The organism is Streptomyces sp. NPDC059524 (assembly GCF_042749255.1).
GTDB classification, from domain to species: domain Bacteria; phylum Actinomycetota; class Actinomycetes; order Streptomycetales; family Streptomycetaceae; genus Streptomyces; species Streptomyces xanthii.
Genome location: NZ_JBHYTK010000074.1, coordinates 1 through 18,140, shown reverse-complemented (window position 1 = coordinate 18,140; position 18,140 = coordinate 1). Strand labels below are relative to the sequence as shown.

The following is an 18,140-nucleotide window of genomic DNA, read 5'->3' as shown; positions in this document are numbered from 1 at the left end:
AGGACGGGAATGAAGGTGCAGTGCATTCTCCTGGACGGTAAAGTCCACAATATTGAACTCGACATTCGTGGCCAGGCAGCAGTGGCCGGCAGATGGATCAGTGGGGAGGCACGAGGCCTTGTGAACGGCTCGCGCACGGACAGTCGGCCGCGGACGGCCCTCGCGGCCGACGGCACCCGGACGGAGGGCGCCGCCTCCGGTTCGCGGCGCGCGGCGCTCGGCCCGGTGGGCCTCGTCCTGGCCGGCTGCGTGTCCGTCCAGTTCGGCGGCGCGCTCGCGGTGACGCTCATGCCGCGCGCCGGCGCGGTCGGCGTGGTCACGCTGCGCCTGATCGTGGCGGCGATCGTGCTGCTGGTGGTGTGCCGGCCGCGCCTGCGCGGGCACTCGCGCGCCGACTGGGGCACGGTCCTCGCGTTCGGCGTCGCGATGTGCGGCATGAACCTGCTCTTCTACCAGTCCGCCGCCCGTATCCCGCTGGGCCTCGCCGTCACCTTCGAGGTGCTCGGCCCGCTCACCCTCTCCGTGCTGGCCTCCCGCCGGGCGATCAACTTCCTGTGGGCCGGACTCGCCCTGTGCGGCGTCTTCCTGCTCGGCGGCGCGGGCGACGGGCTCGGCGGCCTCGATCCCGTCGGCGTCGCGTTCGCCGTCACGGCGGGCGCGTGCTGGGCCCTGTACATCGTCTTCAGCGCCCGCACCGGCCGCCGCTTCCCCCAGGCGGACGGACTGGCCCTGGCGATGGCGGTCGCGGCGGTCCTCTGCCTCCCGCTCGGCATCGCGACCGCGGGGGACCGGCTCCTGGAGCCGAAGACCGTGGCCCTGGGCTCGGCCGTCGCCATCCTCTCCTCGGTCCTCCCGTACACCCTCGAACTGATGGCGCTGCGCCGCCTGCCCGCCTCCACCTTCGCCGTGATGATGAGCCTCGAACCGGCCATCGCCGCCCTGGCCGGCTTCCTCATCCTCAGCCAGGCCCTGACCTGGCTGGAGGCCCTCGCCATCGCCCTGGTGATCGCGGCCAGCATGGGCGCGGTCCGCACCCAGGTCACCGGAGCGAAGGCCGTCCCGGCGCGGCTGGACTGACTCCGTCGCGTCGTCGTTCTGCGCGGGCCGGTGGGGCCTGGTCGCGCAGTTCCTCGCGCCCCTGAAGGCATTCTTTGCGCGCAGCCTTCCCCGATGAGATGGCGCACGAAGTGCGCATCTCAGGGGCGCGGGGAACTGCGCGACCAGCCCCCACCGGACCCGGAGGCGAAATCCCGCCACCCCGATTTTTCATGCAAGCACGCTTGATTGTTTCTCGGCGCGCTGCCATGCTCCGGACACGCCGCACACCGTCCTGCCCCGAGGGAGCGCACCGTGTCCGAACAGCCGTCCGTGTTCGATGACTTGCGGGACGAGAGCGAGGAACTCGACCGGCTCGTCGCCGGGATCGAGGAGGGGCGGTGGGCGCTGCCGACACCCGCGCCGCGGTGGACCGTCGCCCATCAGATCGCCCATCTCGCCTGGACGGACCACTCCGCGCTGCTCGCCGTCGAGGACCCGGACGCGTTCGCGGGGCTGGTGGCGAAGGCGCTGACCGCGCCGGACACGTTCGTCGACGAAGGGGCCGAGGCCGGGGCCGCACGGGGGCCCGCAGCACTGCTCGCCGAGTGGCGCGACGGGCGGGCGCGGCTGCAGAAGGCGCTGAGGGAAGCGGCCGGGAGCCGGACGAAGTTCCCCTGGTACGGGCCGCCGATGTCCGCCGCGTCGATGGCCACGGGCCGCCTCATGGAGACCTGGGCGCACGGCCAGGACGTCGCCGACGCGCTCGGCGTCACCCGCGAGCCCACCGACCGCCTGCGCCACATCGCCCGCATCGGCGTCCGCGCCCTCCCCTTCGCGTTCGGCGCGCACGGACTGCCCGTGCCGCAGGAGGAGTTCCGGGTCGAGCTGACCCTGCCGAGCGGGGCCCCGTGGACGTACGGGCCCGAGGACGCCGCCCAGCGCGTCACCGGGTCCGCGCTCGACTTCTGCCTGCTCGTCACCCAGCGCGCCCACCGCTCGGACCTCGACGTACGCGCCGAGGGCCCCGACGCCGACCGCTGGCTCGACATCGCCCAGGCCTTCGCCGGCCCGCCCGGACAGGGCCGGGGGCCCCGGGGCGGTCAGGCGTGACCCCGCCCCGCACGAGCCCCCTGCGCATCGGCAACGCGTCCGGCTTCTACGGCGACCGGTTCGACGCCATGAAGGAGATGCTGACCGGCGGCGAGGCCCCGCTCGACGTCCTCACCGGCGACTACCTCGCCGAGCTGACCATGCTGATCCTCGGCCGCGACCGCCTCAAGGACCCCGCGCGCGGCTACGCCCGCACCTTCCTGCGCCAGCTGGAGGAGTGCCTCGGGCTCGCCCGCGAGCGGGGGACCCGGATCGTCACCAACGCCGGCGGACTGAACCCGGCCGGACTCGCCGAGCGGATCAGGGAGCTGGCCGACCGGCTCGGGATCCCGGTGCGGGTCGGCCACGTCGAGGGCGACGACCTCCTCGCCACCGGCCGCTTCCCCGGCGCCCTCACCGCCAACGCCTACCTCGGCGGCGCCGGCATCGCCGCCTGCCTGGAGGCCGGTGCCGAGATCGTCGTCACCGGCCGTGTCACCGACGCCGCGCTCGTCTCCGGGCCCGCCGCCTGGCACTTCGGCTGGACCCCGGACGCGTACGACCGGCACGCGGGGGCCGTCGTCGCCGGGCACGTCCTGGAGTGCGGGACGCAGGCCACCGGCGGGAACTACTCCCGGTTCGCCGAGCACGCCGCCGGCCTGTTCCTGCGCCCCGGCTTCCCGCTCGCCGAGATCCACGAGGACGGATCCGCCGTCATCACCAAACACCCCGGCACCGGCGGCCTCGTCGACGTCGGCACGGTCACCGCCCAGCTCCTGTACGAGACCGGCGGCGCCCGGTACGCGGGCCCCGACGTCACCGTCCGCCTCGACACCGTCCGGCTGGAGCGGCAGGGACCCGACCGGGTCCGGATCCACGGCGTGCGCGGCGAGGCCCCGCCCCCGACCCTCAAGACCGGCCTCAACCGCCTCGGCGGCTTCCGCAACGAGGTCGTCTTCGTCCTCACCGGACTCGACATCGACCGCAAGGCCGAGCTCGTCCGGGCCCAGATGGACGCCGCCTTCGACGCCGCCGGGGCCCGCCCGGAACACGTCCGCTGGGAGCTGGCCCGCACCGACCGCCCCGACGCCCCCACCGAGGAGACCGCCAGCGCCCTGCTCCGGCTCGTCGTGCGCGACCAGGACCAGGACGCCGTCGGCCGCGCCCTCAGCGGCGCCGCCGTCGAGCTCGCCCTCGGCTCCTACCCCGGGTTCCACGTCACCGCGCCGCCCGGCCGGGGCGCCCCGTACGGAGTGTTCGAGGCCGCGTACGTCGACCGGGCCGAGGTCCCGCACGTCGCCGTCCTGCCCGACGGCACGCGCCGCGACGTGTCCGCGTACGCGCACCCGACCCTGCCCCTCGCCCCGGTCGCGCAGCCCGCCCTGCCCGAGCCGCCGCCCCCGGGCCCCGTCCGCCGCGCCCCCCTCGGCCGCGTCGTCGGCGCCCGCAGCGGCGACAAGGGCGGCGACGCCAACATCGGGGTCTGGGCCCACACCGAGGACGCCTGGCCCTGGCTCGCCCACACCCTCACCGTCGAGCGGCTCAGGGAACTCCTCCCGGAGACCGCCGGCCTGACCGTCACCCGGCACCTGCTGCCGAACCTGCGCGCCCTGAACTTCACCGTCGAGGGCCTCCTCGGCGAAGGCGTCGCCGCCCAGGCCCGCTTCGACCCGCAGGCCAAGGGCCTCGGCGAATGGCTGCGCTCCCGTCACCTCGACCTCCCGGAGGCCCTCCTGTGACCGCCTTGGCCAGTGCCCTGGACACCCGGTCCGACGACTACGCCGCCCAGCGCACCGCCCTGCTCGACAAGCTCGCAGCGCTCGACGCCGAGCACGACAAGGCCGTCCGGGGCGGCGGCGACAAGTGCGTCGCCCGGCACCGGGGGCGCGGCAAGCTCCTCGCCCGCGAGCGCATCGAGCTGCTCCTCGACCCCGACACCCCGTTCCTGGAACTGTCGCCGCTCGCCGCCTGGGGCAGCGACTACACGGTCGGCGCCTCCCTCGTCACCGGCATCGGCGTCGTCGAGGGCGTCGAGTGCCTCATCACGGCGAACGACCCGACCGTGCGCGGCGGCGCCAGCAACCCCTGGTCCCTGAAGAAGGCCCTGCGCGCCAACGAGATCGCGTACGCCAACCGGCTGCCCTGCATCTCCCTCGTCGAGTCCGGCGGCGCCGATCTCCCCTCCCAGAAGGAGATCTTCATCCCCGGCGGCGCCATCTTCCGCGACATCACGCGGCTGTCCGCCGCCGGCATCCCCACCGTCGCCGTCGTCTTCGGCAACTCCACGGCGGGCGGCGCGTACGTCCCCGGCATGTCCGACCACGTGATCATGGTCAAGGAGAAGGCGAAGGTCTTCCTCGGCGGACCGCCGCTCGTGAAGATGGCGACCGGCGAGGAGAGCGACGACGAGTCGCTCGGCGGCGCCGAGATGCACGCCCGCACCTCCGGGCTCGCCGACTACTTCGCGCTCGACGAGCAGGACGCCGTCCGCCAGGCCCGCCGCGTCGTCGCCCGACTGAACCACCGCAAGGCGCACCCCGATCCACAGCCTGTGGACGTCGAGCCGCCCAAGTACGACCCCGAGGAACTGCTCGGGATCGTGCCCGAGGACCTGAAGGTGCCGTTCGACCCGCGCGAGGTCATCGCCCGGATCGTCGACGCCTCCGACTTCGACGAGTTCAAGCCGCTGTACGGGGCCAGCCTCGTCACCGGCTGGGCCCGCCTGCACGGCTACCCGGTCGGCATCCTCGCCAACGCGCAGGGCGTGCTCTTCAGCGAGGAGTCGCAGAAGGCAGCCCAGTTCATCCAGCTCGCGAACCAGCGCGACATCCCGCTCCTGTTCCTCCACAACACCACCGGCTACATGGTCGGCAAGGAGTACGAGCAGGGCGGCATCATCAAGCACGGCGCGATGATGATCAACGCGGTCTCCAACTCCCGCGTCCCGCACCTGTCCGTCCTCATGGGCGCCTCGTACGGCGCCGGGCACTACGGGATGTGCGGGCGCGCCTACGACCCCCGCTTCCTGTTCGCCTGGCCCAGCGCCAAGTCCGCCGTCATGGGCCCGCAGCAGCTCGCCGGCGTCCTGTCCATCGTGGCCCGCCAGTCCGCCGCCGCGAAGGGACAGCCGTACGACGACGACGCGGACGCCGCGCTGCGCGCCATGGTCGAGCAGCAGATCGAGTCCGAGTCCCTGCCGATGTTCCTGTCCGGGCGGCTCTACGACGACGGCGTCATCGACCCGCGCGACACCCGCACCGTCCTCGGCATCTGCCTGTCCGCGATCCACACCGCACCGTACGAGGGCGCCCGCGGCGGCTTCGGCGTCTTCAGGATGTGACCTCCGTGATCACCAGTGTTCTTGTGGCCAACCGCGGCGAGATCGCCTGCCGTGTCTTCCGTACCTGCCGTGAGCTGGGCATCCGTACCGTCGCCGTGCACTCGGACCCGGACGCGGACGCGCTCCACGTGCGCGAGGCCGACCTCGCCGTACGGCTCCCCGGGGCCACCCCCGCCGACACCTATCTGCGCGCCGAGCTCGTCGTGAAGGCCGCGCTCGACGCGGGCGCCGACGCCGTGCACCCGGGCTACGGTTTCCTCTCCGAGAACCCGGACTTCGCCCGCGCGGTCATGGACGCCGGGCTCGCCTGGATCGGCCCGCCGCCCGCCGCGATCGAGGCCATGGCGTCCAAGACGCGCGCCAAGCAGCTCATGGGCATCGCGCCCCTGGGCGAGGTCACCGAGGCCGAACTGCCGGTGCTCGTGAAGGCGGCCGCGGGCGGCGGCGGGCGCGGCATGCGCGTCGTCCGCCGACTGGCCGACCTCGAAGGGGAGCTGGCGGCCGCGCGGGCCGAGGCGCTGTCCGCGTTCGGTGACGGCGAGGTGTTCGTCGAGCCGTACGTCGAGGGCGGGCGCCACGTCGAGGTGCAGGTCCTCGCCGACACGCACGGCACCGTGTGGGTGCTCGGCACCCGCGACTGCTCCCTCCAGCGCCGCCACCAGAAGGTGATCGAGGAGGCCCCCGCGCCCGGCCTGAGCGCCGGACTCCTGGAAGAGGTCGGCGTGTTGGCCGAGCGCGCCGTACGGGCCGTCGACTACACCGGCGCCGGCACCGTCGAGTTCCTCGTCGCCGACGGCGCCGCGCACTTCCTGGAGATGAACACCCGGCTCCAGGTCGAACACCCCGTCACCGAGGCCGTCTTCGGCCTCGACCTCGTCGCCCTGCAACTGCGGATCGCCGAGGGCGAGGCCCTGGACCCCGAGCCCCCGGCCCCGCGCGGCCACGCCGTCGAGGCCCGCCTCTACGCCGAGGACCCGGCCGCCGCCTTCGCCCCGCAGACCGGCACCCTGCACCGGCTCGCCGTGCCCGGCACCGTCCGCCTCGACACCGGGTACACCGACGGCGACGCGATCGGCGTGCACTACGACGCGATGCTCGCCAAGGCCGTCGCCCACGCCCCCACCCGCGCCGCCGCGGTCCGCGCCCTGGCCGGCGCCCTGGAGCGGGCCGAGGTGCACGGCCCCGTCACCAACCGCGACCTGCTCGTACGGTCCCTGCGGCACTCCGAGTTCACCGCCGCCCGCATGGACACCGGCTTCTACGAGCGCCACCTCGACGAACTGACCGCCCCCGAGGAGGACCCCTACGCGCCGCTCGCCGCCGCCCTCGCCGCCGCGACCCGCGCCCGCTCCCGCTTCGGCGGCTTCCGCAACGTCCCCTCGCAGCCCCAGACCCGCGCCTACCGCACCGAACCCGCCGGCACCGAGCACGAGGTCCGCTACCGGCACACCCGCGCGGGCGGCTTCGAGGCCGACGGCGTCCAGGTCGTCTCCGCCTCGCCGGGACTCGTCGTCCTGGAGGCGGGCGGCGTCCGGCGCCGGTACGCCGTCGCCGCGTACGGCGACCGCGCGTACGTGAACGGCACCGCCCTCACCGCCCTGCCCCGCTTCACCGACCCGAGCGGGCAGCGCGCCCCCGGCTCCCTGCTCGCCCCGATGCCCGGCACCGTGGTCCGGCTCGCCGACGGCCTCGCCGAGGGCGCCGCCGTCACCGAGGGGCAGCCCCTGATCTGGCTGGAGGCGATGAAGATGGAGCACCGCATCTGCGCCCCCGCCACCGGAACGCTCACCGCCCTGCACGCCGCCGTCGGCCGCCAGGTCGAGGTGGGATCCCTGTTGGCCGAAGTGGCCCTCGTAGTGGAGGAAACGCCCTGATGAGCACGATCCTCGAAAGCCAGGAGCACCAGGACCTGCGCGCCGCCGTCGCCGCACTCGGCAAGCGCTACGGCCGCGACTACATGACCCGCGTCACCGGATCCGACGGCCACCCCGAGGAGCTGTGGGCCGAGGCCGCCAAGCTCGGCTACCTGGGCGTCAACCTGCCCGAGGAGTACGGCGGCGGGGGCGGCGGCATCTACGAACTGTCCGTCGTCCTCGAGGAGTTGGGCGCCGCGGGCTCCCCGCTCCTGATGATGGTCGTCTCGCCCGCGATCTGCGGCACCGTGATCTCCCGCTTCGGCACCGAGGAGCAGAAGCGGGCCTGGCTGCCCGGCCTCGCCGACGGCAGCCGCACCATGGCCTTCGGCATCACGGAGCCCGACGCCGGATCGAACTCGCACCGCATCACCACCACCGCCCGCAAGGACGACGACGGCACCTGGGTCCTGAACGGCCGCAAGGTGTTCGTGTCAGGCGTCGACATCGCCGACGCCACCCTCATCGTGGGCCGCACCTCCGACGCCCGCACCGGCAAGCTCAAGCCCTGCCTCTTCATCGTCCCGCGCGAGACCCCGGGCTTCGGGCGCCGCCAGATCGACATGGAACTCCAGGCTCCGGAGAAGCAGTTCGAACTGACCCTTGACGAGGTGCGGCTGCCCGCCGACGCTCTCGTGGGTGACGAGGACGCAGGACTGCTCCAGCTGTTCGCCGGGCTCAACCCGGAGCGCATCATGACCGCCGCGTTCGCGATCGGCATGGGCCGCTACGCGGTGGGCCGCGCCGTCGAGTACGCCCGCGACCGCACCGTGTGGAAGGCCCCCATCGGCTCCCACCAGGCGATCGCCCACCCGCTCGCCCAGGTCCACATCGAACTGGAGCTGGCCCGCCTGATGATGCAGAAGGCCGCGCACCTGTACGACGCCGGCGACGACATGGGGGCCGGGGAGGCCGCCAACATGGCCAAGTACGCGGCCGCCGAGGCCTGCGTGCGCGCCGTCGACCAGTCCGTGCACACCCTCGGCGGCAACGGCCTGACCCGCGAGTTCGGCCTCGCCTCCCTCATCACCGGCTCCCGCGTGGCCCGTATCGCACCGGTCAGCCGGGAGATGATCCTGAACTACGTGTCCCACCAGACCCTGGGCCTGCCCAAGTCGTACTGAGTCGCTGCCTTCCGACAGCCCTGACCGCACGAGGAGTTGGCATGGTGTTCTTCAGTGAGTACGCGGACGTCGAGCACGTCGACGAACCCATCCACGACGCCGTGCTCGGGGGTGCCGCCGCGCGCGGTGACACCCCCGCCCTCGTCGACGGGGTGGCGGGCACGACCCTGACCTACGCGCAGGTCGACCAGTACCACCGCAGGATCGCGGCGGGCCTCGCCGAGGCGGGCGTCCGCCCCGGCGACGTCCTCGCCCTCCACAGCCCCAACACGATCGCCTACCCGGTCGCGTTCTACGCCGCGACCCGCGCCGGGGCCGCCGTCACCACGGTGCACCCGCTGGCCACCCCCGAGGAGTTCGCCAAGCAGCTGAAGGACTCCGGCGCCCGCTGGATCGTCTCCGTGACCCCGCTCTCCGCACCGGCCCGCGCCGCCGCCGAACTGGCCGGCGGCATCCAGGAGATCTTCGTCTGCGACCCCGCGGGCGACTCGGGCCTGCGCTCCCTGCTCGACCTGCTCGGCACCGACGCCCCCGAACCGCACGTGCCGGTCGACCCGGCCGAGGACGTGGCCGCGCTCCCGTACTCCTCCGGCACCACCGGCGTCCCCAAGGGCGTCATGCTGACCCACCGCAACATCGCCACCAACCTGGCCCAGCTCGAACCCCTCATCCCGGCCGGACCCGAGGACCGCGTCCTCGCCGTCCTCCCCTTCTTCCACATCTACGGCCTCACCGCCCTGATGAACGCCCCGCTGCGGCAGGGCGCCACGGTCGTCGTCCTGCCCCGCTTCGAGCTCGACACCTTCCTCGCCGCGATCGAGAAGCACCGCATCACCGCCCTGTACGTGGCCCCGCCGATCGTGCTGGCCTTCGCCAAGCACCCGGCCGTCGAGGGCTACGACCTCTCCTCCCTGAAGTACCTGATCAGCGCCGCCGCCCCACTGGACGCCGACCTCGCCGAGGCCTGCTCGCGCCGCCTGGGCCTGCCGCCCGTCGGCCAGGCCTACGGCATGACGGAGCTGTCGCCCGGCACCCACGTCGTCCCGCTCGCCGCGAAGAACCCGCCCCCGGGCACCGTCGGCAAGCTCATCGCCTCCACCGAGATGCGGATCGTGTCCCTCGACGACCCCGCCGAGGACGTCCCGCCCGGCGAGTCCGGCGAGATCCTCATCCGGGGCCCGCAGGTCATGAAGGGCTACCTCGGGCGGCCCGACGCCACCGCCGACATGATCGACGCCGACGGCTGGGTGCACACCGGTGACGTCGGCCGGGTCGACGAGGACGGCTGGCTGTTCGTCGTCGACCGGGTGAAGGAGCTGATCAAGTACAAGGGCTTCCAGGTGGCCCCCGCCGAGCTGGAGGCCCTGCTGCTCACCCACGACGGCATCGCCGACGCCGCCGTCGTCGGCGCCCCGGACGCGGACGGCAACGAGATCCCGAAGGCCTTCGTCGTCCGCGCCGACCCGGCCCTCACCGAGGACGACGTGCTCGCCTTCGTCGCCGGTCACGTCGCCCCGTACAAGAAGATCCGCCGCGTCGCCTTCACCGACGCCGTGCCCCGCGCGGCCTCCGGGAAGATCCTGCGCCGCCTGCTGAGGGAGAGCTGACCCCGCCATGCCCGAGGAACCCCTGATCCGCGCCGCCCACGACCGCGGCGTCACCACCCTCACCCTCGACTCGCCGGGCAACCGCAACGCCCTGTCCCACGCCCTGGTCGCCGAACTCACCGAGCGGCTCGCCGACGCGGGCAAGGACCCCGGCGTCCGGGCCGTCGTCCTCACCCACACCGGCAACACCTTCAGCGCGGGCGCCGACCTGCGCGACCCGCCGCACCCCGACGCCCTCGTCGGACTGCTGCGGGGCGTCGTCGAACTGCCGAAGCCCGTCGTCGCCCGGGTCACCGGGCACGTCCGCGCGGGCGGTCTCGGCCTGCTCGGCGCCTGCGACATCTCCGTGGCCGCCACCGCGTCGACGTTCGCGTTCACCGAGGTCCGCATCGGGGTCGCCCCCGCCGTGATCTCCCTCCCGCTGCTGCCCCGCCTGGACCCGCGCGCGGTCGCCCGCTACTACCTGACCGGCGAGAGGTTCGACGCCGCGGAGGCCGCCCGCATCGGGCTCGTCACCGCGTCCGGCGACGACGCCGACACGGCGCTCGCCCCCGTCCTCGACGGACTGCGCAGAGCCGAGCCGCAGGCCCTGGCCGAGACGAAAGCACTGCTCACGGTTAAGGTCCTGGAAGCCTTCGACCGGGACACGCGGACCCTGCAGGACCTGTCCGCCCGCCTTTTCGCCTCCGAACAGGCCCGGGAGGGGATGACGGCCTTCCTCGAACGACGGGACCCCGCATGGGTGTGGTGACCCCCCGCGCAGCGACCTCACGCGCCGCGACGCCCCCGAAGCAGGACCGCTCGCGGGCCACCCGCCGGCGGCTCCTGGAGTCCGCCGTGGCCTGCCTCGCCGAGCGCGGCTGGTCCGGGTCGACGGTCTCCGTCGTCGCCGAGCACGCCGGGGTCTCCCGCGGTGCGGCCCAGCACCACTTCCCGACCCGCGAGGACCTGTTCACGGCGGCCGTCGAGTACGTGGCCGAGGAGCGCTCCACGGCGCTGCGCGCGATCACCCCGGCGGGCCGCGCCGAGGCCGTCGCCTCGCTCGTCGACCTGTACACGGGCCCGTTGTTCCGGGCGGCCCTGCACCTGTGGGTGGCCGCGTCGAACGAGCCGCAGCTGGGTGACCGGGTCGCCGAACTGGAGGGCCGGGTCGGCCGCGAGGCGCACCGCATGGCGGTGGAGCTGCTCGGCGCCGACGAGTCACGGCCCGGGGCGCGCGAGACCGTGCAGGGCCTGCTCGACATGGCGCGGGGCCTCGGCCTCGCGACGCTGCTCAGGGACGACGGGGCGCGGCGCGAGCGGGTCGTCGCCCAGTGGGCCCGCATCGTCGACGAGGCGCTCGGCTGACGCGCTCCGCACGGAGAGAACGCGGGTGCGCCCGCCCCTACCGGTAGGGGCGGGCGCACACGTGCGACGGTGGCGTCAGTCGTTCACACAGACGTTGCCGGCAGCGGGGTTGAGCAGGGCCAGGACGTTGACCGAGTTGCCGCAGACGTTCGCGTCGAGGTCGATCGGGACCTGCACCACGTTGCCGGACAGGACGCCCGGGCTGTGCTCGGCGACGCCGACGGCGGTGGCACCGTCAGGACCGTCGTGCGCGGAGGCCATGGACGCGGAACCCAGCACGGCGACGCCGGCCAGTGCCGCGGCTGCGGCGAATGCGCGAAGACGCATCGTTTCTCCCTGTAGGTGGGGGATATGACCCGTATATCTGACCAACGGCGGTCGCCGTCCCCCACTGATTGGGCCGTGCGGGGGCGTGTCGCGGTTCAGTACCCGCGCGCCGCCGGTCCGCCCGCCGACGGTTCGACGCGCACCCAGCCCCGGGACGGCCGGACGGGCGCGGCCTGCCGCGGCAGGGTCTTGCCGCGGGAGCTCCACAGGCGCACGACCGTCTCGTAGATCGGCGTCTCGGACGGCTCGCTCTTGTGCTGCTGCTCCACGGTATGCTGCTCCATGGACTGTTCAACGAAGCCCGCGGGCTCGGGGCACCGTGCGTTATGCCGCTGCAATCTGACTCAGCGGCTCTGCAGCATCCGCGCGAGCCCGTGCCCGAGCCGCCGCTTCAGCTCCCGCAGCGGCTGCGCGCGGTCGATGGCCCGGTCGAGGCGGTAGTACAGCTGCGGCGGGAGGTAGGGCAGCAGCGGCGAGTGCCGCTGCCCGAGCAGGGCGAACATCTGGTGCGGCTCCAGGCCGATGTACCGGGTGAGGTTCTCGTACCAGCCGGCGCTGTAGCGGGCCGCGCTCTGCAGCGGCAGCAGCTCCCGCCTGCGGGTGCGTTCGTAGGCGGCGAGGGCCGGGCCGAGCGGGCGTCCGCCGCGCAGTTCGGCGGCGAGCGCGATGGCGTCCTGCATCGCGAGGGTGGTGCCCGCGCCGATCGAGTAGTGGGTGGTGTGGGCGGCGTCGCCGATCAGCACGAGGTTGCCGTGCGACCAGGTCTCGTTGGTGACCGTGGGGAAGCACTGCCACTGGGAGGGGCCGTCGGCGTCGGTGCGGCCGATCAGCCGGTGCCCGTCGAGCGGCCCGGAGAACAGCTTCTCCAGGAGCCGCAGCGCCTCCTCCCGCTCCATCGTGTCGAGCCCGAGCCCGGCCCAGGTGGCGGGCGCGCACTCGACGATGCAGGTGCTGTGCTCGCCGTCGAACCCGTACGCGTAGGCCCACACCCAGCCGTGCTCGGTCTCGGTGAACGCGAAGGTGAAGGAGCGGAACACCTTGGTGGTGCCGAGCCAGACGAAGCGGTTGGCGCCGGTGGTGACGCGGGTGCCGAAGTGCTCGGCGTGGTGGGTGCGCAGCGCGCTGCGGGCGCCGTCGCCGGCCACGACGAGATCGGCGCCGCGCAGCAGTTCGTCGTCGGGCGCGACCGTGCGTCCGTACGTCACCTCGACGCCGAGCTCCGCCGCCCGGTCGGACAGCAGGGCGAGCAGCCGGTGCCGGCCGATCGCGCGGCCCTCGTCGCCCTCGTGGACGGTGATCCGGTCGCGGACGTGCGCGACGCCGTCGCGCCAGCGCAGCGAGTGCCGGTCGACGCTCCGCGCGGACGGTTCGTCGTGCGTCATGAGGGTGTCGAGCATCTCGGGCCAGTAGGTGACGCCCCAGCCGTAGGTGGCACCGGCCGGGTTCTTCTCGTACACCTGGATCTCGCGGCCCGGGTCCTGGCGCTTCAGGAGCACGGCCAGATACAGGGACGCGGGCCCTCCGCCGACACAGATCACCTTCATGCGCGCTCGCTCTCCTCGCCGACCGATACCTGATGTCGCGTCATTACTTCAGGAACGACGGGGCGTTCGGGGAGTTATCGCGCATTTCTCCCACCGGAGGCGCACAAGGTGACTCCAGAAGGGTCATGATTCCTACCCTTTTCCGGAAGTATCCAAGTATCAGCCGTTACGAGCCCGTTGCTCCGCCGTTGAAGAGGCGACGGCTGCGACCACGCGGCCGCACGGGCAAGCAGAAGGAGTACGTGATGTCTCGCATCGCGAAGGCAGCCGCTGTCGCTCTCGGCACGGGTGCTGTGGTGCTCAGCGGCGCCGGACTGGCCGCGGCCGACGCCGGCGCCCAGGGCGCTGCCGTCGGTTCCCCGGGCGTTCTGTCGGGCAACCTGGTCCAGGTCCCCGTCCACATCCCGATCAACGCCTGCGGCAACACGGTGAACGTCATCGGTGTCCTGAACCCGGCGTTCGGCAACACCTGCGTCAACAACAGCGGTGGCGGCATGGACGACGGCGGCAACGGCGGCGGCTACGGCGACTCGGGCTACGAGGACGCCGGTTACGGCGGCTGACGCACCCCGCCCGCGTCCAGCGGACGAGAGCCCCCGGCACGGTGGAGCCGGGGGCTCTGTCATGTCACCCGTCACGCGTAGCGGTACAGCCGGCTGTGCTCGAGCATGTCCCGCACCGGGGTGTCCCACGGCGGCATCACGTCGTCCGCCGAGAGCACCCGGTCGTGCTGCCGGTCGGTGATCGGCAGCGCCCGCCGCGGCAGGTACGGCTCGGCGTCCGGGTGCCTCTTCCGCCAGCGCGACCAGCACAGGTCGACGAACGAGTGGTGCAGCCAGAACACCGGGTCGTTGACCGAGCCGGCGCCGAGCATGTGCCCGCCCACCCAGCGGTGCACCAGGTTGTGGTTGAACCAGGTGCCGGAGCCGCGCCGCACCGGCCAGCCCTCCAGCTTGTTGCGGAAGCCGGACGAGGCCACCGAGTTCCACGGGTCCGCGTCGTAGCGGGTCTCGTCCATCGCGGACGCCAGCTGCGCCGCGCTCGGCAGCGACACCGGCGCCTGCGGCCGCCCGAAGTCCCGCATCAGGAAGTCGCCTTCGGTCACCGCCTCCCGGACGGTCCAGTGCCCGGTGCTCCGTGCGAACGGGCCGGTCGTCACCCGCCGGTCGGAGCGCCGCCCGTTCCCGCCGAGGAAGTCCTCGCCCCACAGCGACGAGGCGGGCGAACGGTCCGCCGTCCAGTCCCAGTACGGCACCGAGACCCCCGGGTCGATCCGCTGCAGCGCCCGCTCGAACTCCAGCAGGAACTTGCGGTGCCAGGGGAAGAACGACGACGTCATGTGCGCGACCCGCAGCCCGCCGTCACCGTCGCCCCGGTAGAAGTCGATGTGCATCGCCACGAAGTCGTCGTAGCGGCCCCTGCGCTTGAGGGCCAGCACCGCGTCCACGAAGCGGCGCTTCTGCGCCTTCGTCAGGGACCGCTGGTTCTGCCGTGTGTACGCCACGGGCCCTCACACCTTCGCTTCGGTGGACATGGGGTGCGCCCGCAGGGTCTGGCCGTCCAGCTCGTCGACGGCGCCGCGCGCCGCGTCCCGGGCCGTCGGGTGCGAGGTGTAGTGGTCGACCATGCTCAGGTACGAGCCGTCGGCGCGCCGCATCAGATGCAGCGGCCGCCCGTCGACGCGCACCTCGAAGGCGCCGCCCGGACCCGTGGCCCCCTGGATGCGGCGGCCCCGGTAGCTATCGTCGAAGGCGGCGGCCGCCCGCGCGGACCCGTCGGTGTCCGTGCCCGCCCGGCCCATCTGCCACAGGCCCGCGGCCGTCGCGCCGCCGCCCAGCAGGATCAGCCCGGCACTGCGGCGGGTGAGCAGCCGCCGCCGCGGCCCGGCGGCCTCGGGGGCGGGCGCGGGTGGCGCGGTGACGGTCTCGGCCGGGGGCACATCGGTCGAGGGCACAGCGGTCAGGGGCGCAGCGGGATTCACGGCCGCCTCTCTTCTACGGGTCCTGGGCTCGCCGCGCGGAACGGGGCGGGTGGGCCGGCCGGCGAGCGGCGCCCGGCCCACCGATGACGGGGTGCCTAGCCGAGGCCGAGGTCGGCGCCGGGCTGGGCGCGCAGGTCCGGGACGCCGAGGCCCAGCTGCGGGGCGGACAGGTCCGGCAGTCCGAGGCGCTCGGCGCGCGGCCCGGTCAGCGGCGGGTTCACCGAGGCGCCGGGCGACTCGGCGTGCACCGGGGACGCCTCGGTGTGCAGCCCGACCTGCTTCACCGTGTCCGTCGGCAGCACCTGCGGCACCGGCAGTTCGGCGGCGGTGGCGGGCAGTTCGGTGCCGAGCGGCACGCGCGGCAGCATCCCCTGCGGGAGCAGGTGCTGCTCGTCGTACGTCGGGCCCTCGGGCGCGCCGGGGATGGGCAGGGGAGCGGCGGTGCTCAGGTGCGGGGCGTCCACGTGCAGCGCGTCCTCGACACCGCCGAGCGGCACCTCGACGGGCACGGAGGGCGCGCTCGCGGCCGCGGCCGGGGCCGCACCGCCCGCGGCGGCCGCGACGCAGCCCGCGAACACGGCCAGCGTTCCGCGCACGGTCAAGCGGGTGAAGCTCATGTCTTTCCGACCTCCTTGAGAATCCCCCCAGCGAGTCCCCCGACTGTCCGGCCGAGCGGACTCAGCCCGTCCAGAAGCTCCACCAGCGCGTCAGGATCAGCATCCCGATCGCGCCCAGGTGCAGGACGGGCATGACCCAGCCGAACTCCTCGACGAGGACCCGTGCGCCGCGCGGGGCCGGCAGGAAGCCGCCCCGCACGTTGAACGAGGTCACCGCCCAGAACATGAGGATGGTGGCGACCCAGGCGAGGCAGCACCACAGACACAGCGCGTTGATCCGGTAGAGCGACTGGAACTGCAGCCAGGTCACGAAGCCGACGCCGAACGCACAGCCCGCGTTGAAGGTCAGCCAGTACCAGCGGGGCATCCGCGCACCGGTGAGCAGGCTCATGCCGGCGCAGACGACGATCCCGTACGTGACGAGGCCGAGCATCGGGTTCGGGAAGCCGAACACCGAGGCCTGCGCGCTCTTCATGACGCTGCCGCAGGCGATCACCGGGTTGAGGCTGCAGCCCGGGGTGAAGTCCGGGTCCTTCAGCAGCGCGAACTCGTCGAGGGTGATGACCCAGGACGCGATCAGGCCCGCGACGCCGGTGAGGGCGAGCAGCGCGGCAAGCGGCCGGCTCGCGGCGCGGCCCGCGGGCGCGTCGGCTCCGGCCGGGACGGAGGGGCCCGCCTGGGGGCCGATCCGCGCCGTCGACCGGTGCAGTCCGGTGCTCACCGCAGCCGGCGGATCGGCAGCAGGCAGTGCGCGGCGGCGGTGAGGGTCTCCTCGGCGCCGGCGAACTGCCGCAGCTCCTGCTCGTCCACGGCCTGTCCGGGCGCGGCGGACCAGGGGCGCGCGGTGAACAGGAAGTAGGCGCTGCCGCGGGCCTCGGACGCCGCGATCCACTCCGGCGGCACGGGGCACTGGGCGTTCAGCCACGGCATGGTGACGACGGCCTGGCCCGCCTCGACGAGCAGCGACACCGGGAAGCTCGGGTGCCGGGAGCCGTCGTGGACGGCGGTGCCGACGCTCAGCCCGTTGTTGCCGAGCAGCGCGCGCACGGCGGCCTCCGAGCCGGCCGGACCGGCGGGGGAGTCGCCCAGCGAGTACGCGAGCAGGAAGGGCATGTCGCCCTGCCCGTCGTCGTGTTCACCGCTCCACGCGATGACGGCCAGAGTGCCCAGATCGCCGGGCCGGAAAGTGGTCTCAATACTCGACGTCGAAGTCACCGAAGAAGACTAGCCATCGCATTCGGGTTTCCCGGGCGCACATCACTCCATCGGCCGAACGCCTCCCACTCTTTCGATAAGGCGTCAAACACGAGTGCGTACAGGAGAGTTCCGGGAAATGGGACGGAATGCGGGACGGGAAATGCCGAAGGCCGGCGCCGGGAGCGTTCCCGGAGCCGGCCTTCGAGGCGTGACGTCGGCGTCAGTTGTTGACGCAGGTGTTGCCGAACGCCGGGTTGAGGCCCGCGATGCCGTTGACCGTGTTGCCGCAGACGTTGACCGGGACGTGGACGGGGACCTGGACCAGGTTGCCCGACAGGACGCCCGGGGAGTGGGCGGCGACGCCCTCGGCGCCCGAGTCGGCGAACGCGGCACCCGACGCGGCACCCGCGGCGATGCCGGCGGCGGCGAGGACGAAGGCGGCCTTCTTCGAAGTGCTCATGGGAGAACCTTTCGTGACAGGGAGAGGATTTGGATCGTATGGGGCGAGATCGTCCGAAACCTGGTAAGGACACACCGCCGTAAAGGGGACGGTGTGGGCGGCTACTTGCCGACCGGGACGCCGCCGAGGAGGCCGCCGCCGGAGTTCAGGGCCTGGGCGGCGGTCGTGACGGTGCCGATCGCGTTGTCCTGGCGCTTCGGGTCCAGCAGGTTGGTGTTCACCGGCTCGACGTCGAGCGTGGGCTGACTGGTGATCTCGTTCACCGCGCCGTTCAGGCTCATGGGCGGCATCGCGGGGGTGGCGTCGGCGGCAAAGGCGGGAGCGGCGGCGCCGGCCAGCGTCAGGGAGCCGGCGACAACGGCGGCGGCCTTCAGAACCTTCATCATCGTCACTTTCGTCACGGGGGTGGGGGGAGTGCGGCCTGTCCAACGAGCGGTCCCGGCTGCGGAAACGCACGACGGAGGGCCCGCCCGACGGGCGAACCATCCCCCGGGCCCCCCCCGGCCCGCCCTCCCCCACTGAGCCGGGGCCAGGGCACCCCCGGCGCCGCCGGCCC

20 protein-coding genes are annotated in these 18,140 nt (G+C 73.4%); 10 read left to right on the top strand and 10 right to left on the bottom strand.

Features of this window, described 5'->3' with window-relative positions; genetic code table 11:
• Positions 1–120: 120 nt before the first annotated feature.
• The 9 genes from ACFW9D_RS21310 to ACFW9D_RS21270 all read left to right on the top strand — a co-directional run bounded on the left by ACFW9D_RS21310 (position 121) and on the right by ACFW9D_RS21270 (position 11,458).
• Positions 121–1,077 (top strand): DMT family transporter, encoded by a 957-nt coding sequence (locus tag ACFW9D_RS21310; protein WP_384623850.1) that lies wholly within the window; start codon positions 121–123, stop codon positions 1,075–1,077.
• Positions 1,078–1,350: 273 nt separating this feature from the next.
• Positions 1,351–2,148, top strand: a complete 798-nt coding sequence (locus tag ACFW9D_RS21305; protein ID WP_384623848.1) for a TIGR03084 family metal-binding protein — start codon at positions 1,351–1,353, stop codon at positions 2,146–2,148.
• Positions 2,149–2,216: 68 nt separating this feature from the next.
• Entirely contained in the window at positions 2,217–3,866 is a 1,650-nt protein-coding gene (locus ACFW9D_RS21300; protein WP_384623873.1) for an acyclic terpene utilization AtuA family protein, read from the top strand.
• Positions 3,863–5,467: an acyl-CoA carboxylase subunit beta gene (locus ACFW9D_RS21295; RefSeq protein WP_384623846.1), complete on the top strand. Its 1,605-nt coding sequence runs from the start codon at positions 3,863–3,865 to the stop codon at positions 5,465–5,467. Before ACFW9D_RS21300 ends, ACFW9D_RS21295 begins: the two co-directional genes overlap by 4 nt.
• Before the next feature lie 5 nt (positions 5,468–5,472).
• Positions 5,473–7,341: an acetyl/propionyl/methylcrotonyl-CoA carboxylase subunit alpha gene (locus tag ACFW9D_RS21290; protein WP_384623844.1), complete on the top strand. Its 1,869-nt coding sequence runs from the start codon at positions 5,473–5,475 to the stop codon at positions 7,339–7,341.
• Positions 7,341–8,504 carry an acyl-CoA dehydrogenase family protein gene (locus ACFW9D_RS21285; protein WP_384623842.1) on the top strand — a complete coding sequence of 388 codons (1,164 nt, stop codon included), beginning with the start codon at positions 7,341–7,343 and terminating at the stop codon, positions 8,502–8,504. The genes ACFW9D_RS21290 and ACFW9D_RS21285 overlap by 1 nt, the downstream gene beginning before the upstream one ends.
• Before the next feature lie 44 nt (positions 8,505–8,548).
• Complete coding sequence (locus ACFW9D_RS21280) at positions 8,549–10,111, top strand: 4-coumarate--CoA ligase family protein (protein ID WP_384623871.1); 1,563 nt, start codon at positions 8,549–8,551, stop codon at positions 10,109–10,111.
• A gap of 7 nt (positions 10,112–10,118) precedes the next feature.
• Positions 10,119–10,862, top strand: a complete 744-nt coding sequence (locus ACFW9D_RS21275; protein WP_384623840.1) for an enoyl-CoA hydratase family protein — start codon at positions 10,119–10,121, stop codon at positions 10,860–10,862.
• On the top strand, positions 10,850–11,458 hold the full coding sequence (locus tag ACFW9D_RS21270) for a TetR/AcrR family transcriptional regulator (RefSeq protein WP_188337595.1): 609 nt from the start codon (positions 10,850–10,852) through the stop codon (positions 11,456–11,458). The genes ACFW9D_RS21275 and ACFW9D_RS21270 overlap by 13 nt, the downstream gene beginning before the upstream one ends.
• Positions 11,459–11,533: 75 nt before the next feature.
• Here ACFW9D_RS21270 and ACFW9D_RS21265 read toward each other — a convergent pair whose 3' ends face one another.
• The 3 genes from ACFW9D_RS21265 to ACFW9D_RS21255 form a co-directional block, all read right to left on the bottom strand.
• Positions 11,534–11,785, bottom strand: coding sequence for a chaplin (locus ACFW9D_RS21265; RefSeq protein WP_188337594.1), 252 nt, complete (start codon positions 11,783–11,785; stop codon positions 11,534–11,536).
• Positions 11,786–11,880: 95 nt separating this feature from the next.
• Entirely contained in the window at positions 11,881–12,069 is a 189-nt protein-coding gene (locus ACFW9D_RS21260) for a hypothetical protein (RefSeq protein WP_384623838.1), read from the bottom strand.
• Positions 12,070–12,129: 60 nt separating this feature from the next.
• Entirely contained in the window at positions 12,130–13,329 is a 1,200-nt protein-coding gene (locus ACFW9D_RS21255; RefSeq protein WP_384623836.1) for an FAD-dependent monooxygenase, read from the bottom strand.
• Between the two features lie 245 nt (positions 13,330–13,574).
• On the opposite strand from ACFW9D_RS21255, the gene ACFW9D_RS21250 reads away from it, so the two are divergent.
• Positions 13,575–13,892, top strand: a complete 318-nt coding sequence (locus ACFW9D_RS21250) for a chaplin (RefSeq protein ID WP_188337591.1) — start codon at positions 13,575–13,577, stop codon at positions 13,890–13,892.
• 71 nt (positions 13,893–13,963) lie between these two features.
• Here the strand turns inward: ACFW9D_RS21250 and ACFW9D_RS21245 are convergent, their stop codons facing one another.
• From ACFW9D_RS21245 to ACFW9D_RS21215, 7 genes are all read right to left on the bottom strand, one after another.
• Entirely contained in the window at positions 13,964–14,833 is an 870-nt protein-coding gene (locus ACFW9D_RS21245; protein WP_384623834.1) for a tyrosinase family protein, read from the bottom strand.
• Between the two features lie 6 nt (positions 14,834–14,839).
• Complete coding sequence (locus tag ACFW9D_RS21240) at positions 14,840–15,283, bottom strand: tyrosinase family oxidase copper chaperone (protein ID WP_384623832.1); 444 nt, start codon at positions 15,281–15,283, stop codon at positions 14,840–14,842.
• Positions 15,284–15,405: 122 nt separating this feature from the next.
• On the bottom strand, positions 15,406–15,927 hold the full coding sequence (locus ACFW9D_RS21235) for a hypothetical protein (protein WP_384623830.1): 522 nt from the start codon (positions 15,925–15,927) through the stop codon (positions 15,406–15,408).
• Between the two features lie 61 nt (positions 15,928–15,988).
• Positions 15,989–16,534 (bottom strand): vitamin K epoxide reductase family protein, encoded by a 546-nt coding sequence (locus ACFW9D_RS21230; RefSeq protein ID WP_384623869.1) that lies wholly within the window; start codon positions 16,532–16,534, stop codon positions 15,989–15,991.
• 110 nt (positions 16,535–16,644) lie between these two features.
• Complete coding sequence (locus ACFW9D_RS21225) at positions 16,645–17,142, bottom strand: DUF5949 family protein (RefSeq protein ID WP_384623828.1); 498 nt, start codon at positions 17,140–17,142, stop codon at positions 16,645–16,647.
• 202 nt (positions 17,143–17,344) lie between these two features.
• On the bottom strand, positions 17,345–17,584 hold the full coding sequence (locus ACFW9D_RS21220) for a chaplin (RefSeq protein ID WP_188337587.1): 240 nt from the start codon (positions 17,582–17,584) through the stop codon (positions 17,345–17,347).
• Positions 17,585–17,685: 101 nt separating this feature from the next.
• Positions 17,686–17,967, bottom strand: coding sequence for a hypothetical protein (locus ACFW9D_RS21215; RefSeq protein WP_188341406.1), 282 nt, complete (start codon positions 17,965–17,967; stop codon positions 17,686–17,688).
• Positions 17,968–18,140 lie beyond the last annotated feature (173 nt).

Excerpts from the sequence above, each read along its gene's own strand:
- ACFW9D_RS21300 (WP_384623873.1), top strand. The coding sequence starts at position 2,217 with ATGAAGGAGATGCTGACCGGCGGCGAGGCCCCGCTCGACGTCCTCACC.
- ACFW9D_RS21285 (WP_384623842.1), top strand. The coding sequence starts at position 7,341 with ATGAGCACGATCCTCGAAAGCCAGGAGCACCAGGACCTGCGCGCCGCC.
- ACFW9D_RS21275 (WP_384623840.1), top strand. The coding sequence starts at position 10,119 with ATGCCCGAGGAACCCCTGATCCGCGCCGCCCACGACCGCGGCGTCACC.
- ACFW9D_RS21270 (WP_188337595.1), top strand. The coding sequence starts at position 10,850 with ATGGGTGTGGTGACCCCCCGCGCAGCGACCTCACGCGCCGCGACGCCC.
- ACFW9D_RS21265 (WP_188337594.1), bottom strand. The coding sequence starts at position 11,785 with ATGCGTCTTCGCGCATTCGCCGCAGCCGCGGCACTGGCCGGCGTCGCC.
- ACFW9D_RS21260 (WP_384623838.1), bottom strand. The coding sequence starts at position 12,069 with ATGGAGCAGCATACCGTGGAGCAGCAGCACAAGAGCGAGCCGTCCGAG.
- ACFW9D_RS21255 (WP_384623836.1), bottom strand. The coding sequence starts at position 13,329 with ATGAAGGTGATCTGTGTCGGCGGAGGGCCCGCGTCCCTGTATCTGGCC.
- ACFW9D_RS21250 (WP_188337591.1), top strand. The coding sequence starts at position 13,575 with ATGTCTCGCATCGCGAAGGCAGCCGCTGTCGCTCTCGGCACGGGTGCT.
- ACFW9D_RS21235 (WP_384623830.1), bottom strand. The coding sequence starts at position 15,927 with ATGAGCTTCACCCGCTTGACCGTGCGCGGAACGCTGGCCGTGTTCGCG.
- ACFW9D_RS21220 (WP_188337587.1), bottom strand. The coding sequence starts at position 17,584 with ATGAGCACTTCGAAGAAGGCCGCCTTCGTCCTCGCCGCCGCCGGCATC.
- ACFW9D_RS21215 (WP_188341406.1), bottom strand. The coding sequence starts at position 17,967 with ATGAAGGTTCTGAAGGCCGCCGCCGTTGTCGCCGGCTCCCTGACGCTG.